The sequence below is a fragment of the Bacillus sp. FSL R9-9834 genome (assembly GCF_038006905.1).
GTDB classification, from domain to species: Bacteria; Bacillota; Bacilli; order Bacillales; family Bacillaceae_G; genus Bacillus_A; species Bacillus_A pacificus.
Map to the genome: position 1 here is coordinate 295,001 of NZ_JBBOWD010000001.1, position 5,000 is coordinate 300,000.

Consider the following 5,000-nt stretch of genomic DNA (forward strand, 5'->3'; position numbering starts at 1 on the left):
GATTCCCCGCTGCCAAGAAAAGCTTCTAGCGAGATAAAAGGTGCCTGTACCGCAAACCGACACAGGTAGGCGAGGAGAGAATCCTAAGGTGTGCGAGAGAACTCTGGTTAAGGAACTCGGCAAAATGACCCCGTAACTTCGGGAGAAGGGGTGCTTTCTTAACGGAAAGCCGCAGTGAATAGGCCCAAGCGACTGTTTAGCAAAAACACAGCTCTCTGCGAAGCCGTAAGGCGAAGTATAGGGGGTGACACCTGCCCGGTGCTGGAAGGTTAAGGAGAGGGGTTAGCGTAAGCGAAGCTCTGAACTGAAGCCCCAGTAAACGGCGGCCGTAACTATAACGGTCCTAAGGTAGCGAAATTCCTTGTCGGGTAAGTTCCGACCCGCACGAAAGGTGTAACGATTTGGGCACTGTCTCAACCAGAGACTCGGTGAAATTATAGTACCTGTGAAGATGCAGGTTACCCGCGACAGGACGGAAAGACCCCGTGGAGCTTTACTGTAGCCTGATATTGAATTTTGGTACAGTTTGTACAGGATAGGCGGGAGCCTTTGAAACCGGAGCGCTAGCTTCGGTGGAGGCGCTGGTGGGATACCGCCCTGACTGTATTGAAATTCTAACCTACGGGTCTTATCGACCCGGGAGACAGTGTCAGGTGGGCAGTTTGACTGGGGCGGTCGCCTCCTAAAGTGTAACGGAGGCGCCCAAAGGTTCCCTCAGAATGGTTGGAAATCATTCGTAGAGTGCAAAGGCATAAGGGAGCTTGACTGCGAGACCTACAAGTCGAGCAGGGACGAAAGTCGGGCTTAGTGATCCGGTGGTTCCGCATGGAAGGGCCATCGCTCAACGGATAAAAGCTACCCCGGGGATAACAGGCTTATCTCCCCCAAGAGTCCACATCGACGGGGAGGTTTGGCACCTCGATGTCGGCTCATCGCATCCTGGGGCTGTAGTCGGTCCCAAGGGTTGGGCTGTTCGCCCATTAAAGCGGTACGCGAGCTGGGTTCAGAACGTCGTGAGACAGTTCGGTCCCTATCCGTCGTGGGCGTAGGAAATTTGAGAGGAGCTGTCCTTAGTACGAGAGGACCGGGATGGACGCACCGCTGGTGTACCAGTTGTTCTGCCAAGGGCATAGCTGGGTAGCTATGTGCGGAAGGGATAAGTGCTGAAAGCATCTAAGCATGAAGCCCCCCTCAAGATGAGATTTCCCATAGCGTAAGCTAGTAAGATCCCTGAAAGATGATCAGGTTGATAGGTTCGAGGTGGAAGCATGGTGACATGTGGAGCTGACGAATACTAATAGATCGAGGACTTAACCATATAATATGAAGCAATGTTATCTAGTTTTGAAGGAATATGCCTTCATAGTTTGGTGATGATGGCAGAGAGGTCACACCCGTTCCCATACCGAACACGGAAGTTAAGCTCTCTAGCGCCGATGGTAGTTGGGACCTTGTCCCTGTGAGAGTAGGACGTCGCCAAGCAAGCTTAAGACGAGTCAGAATGACTCGTCTTTTTTGTGTTTTATAAAATAAGTTCGTGATTAATATAGTACTCTATGAGTACATTCATCTAGCAGGAAACAGCTTTATGGGCACTTTCTCCTAGTAATCGCATATTTGTCTGCGATGCTCTATATGAACACGAGGTGTACTGTAATCTTCTTTTAGAGCAATTCAGTGAGAATATCGCTACATCTAATGTACTGCATAGTTGAGTGAGAGTGGCAAGATGCGATGTCTCGAATAAGCCAGGCAGATAGTGAGACAATGAAATATCTTTTCCGAACTTATGAGGGATTTTAAGAGATAAATTACGGTACCATCCTTGAGCAAAGAGTTGCAATTGCTCGTATAATAAAACATCCCCCAAAACGCCTCCTTATCAATGATTTTACTAAAAGGATAGCGTTTTTTTCGTTATATAGGAGATGTGTATTCAAATTAACCTGATAGGCATGTGAAAGGATTCCTTGAATCGAATTTGTGTTCCTAAGACAACAGGACCTTGGCATTTTTCGTATTACCAAGATGTACTTTATAGTCATGAACAGACGCGGTAAATGAGTCGATTGCAGTTTTTTGTATATTAGTTAGAATCGAATTTAATAATTTTAATACTGGACCAGGCCGAAGGGGGATTTGCCTGTAACCCACCAATCAGAATTAGATGAAATTCTTTTTGGCTGTACGTATCGATAAGCTTTCTACTCGTATACCAGTTATTAACCAGCATATATACTGGCCCATTACTTGTTAGATATTAAAATTCTTTTATATATTAGTTATCAATACATATTTTCTATTGTTGTATAGATTCCTTCTATAATTCATCTCTTAAAAAAGAACTTATAATGAAGTCAATCATTCAAAATATGTTTAAAAGTGGTGAATAAAATGCAAAGAGTTGTTGGGATTATTGGGGGCATGGGACCTTTGGCGACTGTTGATTTAATGAATAAAATTATTTCTTACACACCTGCAATGAAAGACCAAGACCATATCCATATCATTGCGGACAACTATTCTCAAATACCTGATCGGACAACGGCTATTTTGGGAAAGGGAATAGATCCGACCCCTTACATTGTACAATCAGCCCAGCGACTGCAAAACGCTGGTGCAGATTTTCTTGTTATTGCGTGTAATACCGCTCATTTTTTCTATAAAGCAGTTAAAAGGTCTGTTAATATTCCAATCTTGCATATGCCTTTAGAAACGGCTCGTTTTGTGCAAGAAAATAATTTTAGAAAGGTAGGTTTGTTGGCTACGGATGGGACGGTTAAGGCAGAACTATACCAAAACAGTTGTCAAGATTACAGGATTGATGTCATTGATCCTGATAAAGAAATGCAAAAAAAAGTGATGGAAGGAATATATGCTATTAAAAGTGGGGATTTAAAAACAGGGTGTTTACATCTTTCGATGGTTGCTGATAAATTGAAAGAGAGCGGGGCTGAGGCTATTATAGCAGGTTGTACAGAGGTTCCTCTTGTATTGAAATCATCCGAAAATATTTGTGTCATTGATCCAACAGAAATTGTGGCAAAAGTGGTTATTAAAATAGCTAATAAAACAGAGACAGAACTAATAAAAGTGTGATTTAGAAGTTAAGAATGTGGCAGAAGTGTTGCATTCTTATTTTATGGATGTTTGATGCATATGCTTTTACGTGTACATGTTATAGTTAATTATAATAGGGAGCTAAAGTAAGGAGTGTTTAGACATGAATATCGAAAATATTGAAGCTTTTATATATGTTTGTCAACTTGGTAGTTTCAATAAAGCTGCCGAAGCTCTTTATTTAACCCAACCTTCTGTAACAGCACGTATCCAATCACTTGAACGTGAAATTAATATAAAGCTTTTTCATCGAAATGGTAATAAAATCTCTTTAACCGAAAAAGGAGAGTATTTTTTCCCACATGCACAAAAAATTTTGCAATCTTACCAGGAAGCTAAGTATGGTTTGCAGCAAGTAACAATTCCGTATGACTTGGTAATTGGGAGTGCTTTATCAATATCTAATAATATCCTCCCTGAAATTTTACCTGGTTTTAAATCTGAATTTAAGGATGTTAGAATAAAAATTGTAACTGGTCATTCACAAGACATCCTACAGAAGGTTATTAATAAAGAAGTTGACTTTGGCATCGTACGAACAGAAACACATCCTCAAGTAGAATCAATTCGTCTTTATAATGACCCTATCGGCCTTTTTGTACCTCGAAATCATATATTTTTAAAAGAAGAAAAAGTAACAATAGAACATGTAAGTAAACAACCTCTTATCTTCTTTGATTATGGATCAATGGATTGGCTCATGATTCATCGGCTATTTTCAAGTAATGACGTAAGCCCGAATATATTTTTAGAAGTAGATAATATGGAAACAGCGAAAAATTTAGTGATACAAGGGATGGGCATTAGCTTTTTACCTGAACATTGTGTCAAACAAGAATTAGAAAATGGAGAATTGATCCGAGTGGAAATGACGCCTCCGGTGAAAATTAATATTAGTATTGATTTTATCTATTTAAAAGGCAGACCAAAATCTGTTTTTATTGACTTTTTAAAAGAGAAGATGTGTAAATAAAACAAACTGATTGGTATATCAATCAGTTTGTTTTTGTTATGGAGTTGATAGGTATAGGATGTTTTATGTGTATTGGTTTCTTATTATTATGTATTCTTAGGTTCTTAGATAGAAAAAATTAATTTATGATTTTGTATATATGTCCAAACGGAAGATATATAAATTAATTAAAATATGTAGTAGTACTAGAAACAATGTTTGTTAGTAACTTAATCCGCTCTTCTAGCGATAAAATGTGAATATAGATATAGGATAAACATTCTTAAATGCTATGAGAAGTGATACAACGCGAGGAGGGAACGAATGTTCTTTGTGGGTACGTTGAGTACACTCAATCGATTGAGGTACGTATTTTTAATCCGGTATATGTGTTTAAAAAAGAAATACTATTACTCGGTTTAGATTTCGGAGTATAACTTATTTGTACATCTTAAGTGTTTGTTGAGAGGATATAGTGGCTATTATCAGAGGTTTATTACCACTCAGTAATACCGAATGGATGATACTAAAGATGAAAGAGATATAAGGTCTATATTTCGATTTGAATATCGGTTTAATAGTATGTGGTTTATAGGAATCTATAGAGAGATTCCTGCTGCTAGCATTGCTACTATAAAAGAGAGGATGAATTTTATCGTAAACATAGAAATATCATCGATGCTTAAATATCTTTAACTTTTTCATAAGCTTAAGGCTATAAATCCAGTTCAAGCTATTACAGGAAGAATAATGAAAAAAGAGAAATCAGACGCAGTTTTATAATTTACTTTCATTAATAAGGACACAAGAACAGTAGAATTAGCTCTAGAGGAGTCAGGATATATTGCTAAGCATTGAAATAATCCAATTGTTAATGCTAGACGAGGATTGTTTCTATCCTTTTTACTTCTGCAAATATTATAAGAAT

3 protein-coding genes and 2 rRNA genes (1 of these 5 cut by a window edge) are annotated in these 5,000 nt (G+C 38.9%); 4 read left to right on the plus strand and 1 reads right to left on the minus strand.

All coding sequences use genetic code 11. The annotated features are described in order from the left end of the window. From MKY00_RS01635 to MKY00_RS01650, 4 genes are all read left to right on the plus strand, one after another. Nucleotides 1-1,318, plus strand: a 23S ribosomal RNA gene (locus MKY00_RS01635); it begins 1,604 nt to the left of the window's first position. Nucleotides 1,319-1,366: 48 nt separating this feature from the next. Then, nucleotides 1,367-1,482 (plus strand): 5S ribosomal RNA (gene rrf / locus MKY00_RS01640). 912 nt (nucleotides 1,483-2,394) lie between these two features. Next, a complete protein-coding gene (locus tag MKY00_RS01645; RefSeq protein WP_001190087.1) occupies nucleotides 2,395-3,099 on the plus strand; it encodes an aspartate/glutamate racemase family protein in 705 nt (234 codons plus the stop codon). Between the two features lie 124 nt (nucleotides 3,100-3,223). Further along, the gene (locus MKY00_RS01650) at nucleotides 3,224-4,093 is read left to right on the plus strand and encodes a LysR family transcriptional regulator (RefSeq protein ID WP_001019591.1); all 870 of its coding nucleotides are present in this window, start codon (nucleotides 3,224-3,226) and stop codon (nucleotides 4,091-4,093) included. A gap of 707 nt (nucleotides 4,094-4,800) precedes the next feature. On the opposite strand, the gene MKY00_RS01655 is transcribed toward MKY00_RS01650, so the two are convergent. After that, nucleotides 4,801-4,989, minus strand: coding sequence for an undecaprenyl-diphosphate phosphatase (locus tag MKY00_RS01655; RefSeq protein WP_308809499.1), 189 nt, complete (start codon nucleotides 4,987-4,989; stop codon nucleotides 4,801-4,803). Between the last annotated feature and the right edge of the window lie 11 nt (nucleotides 4,990-5,000).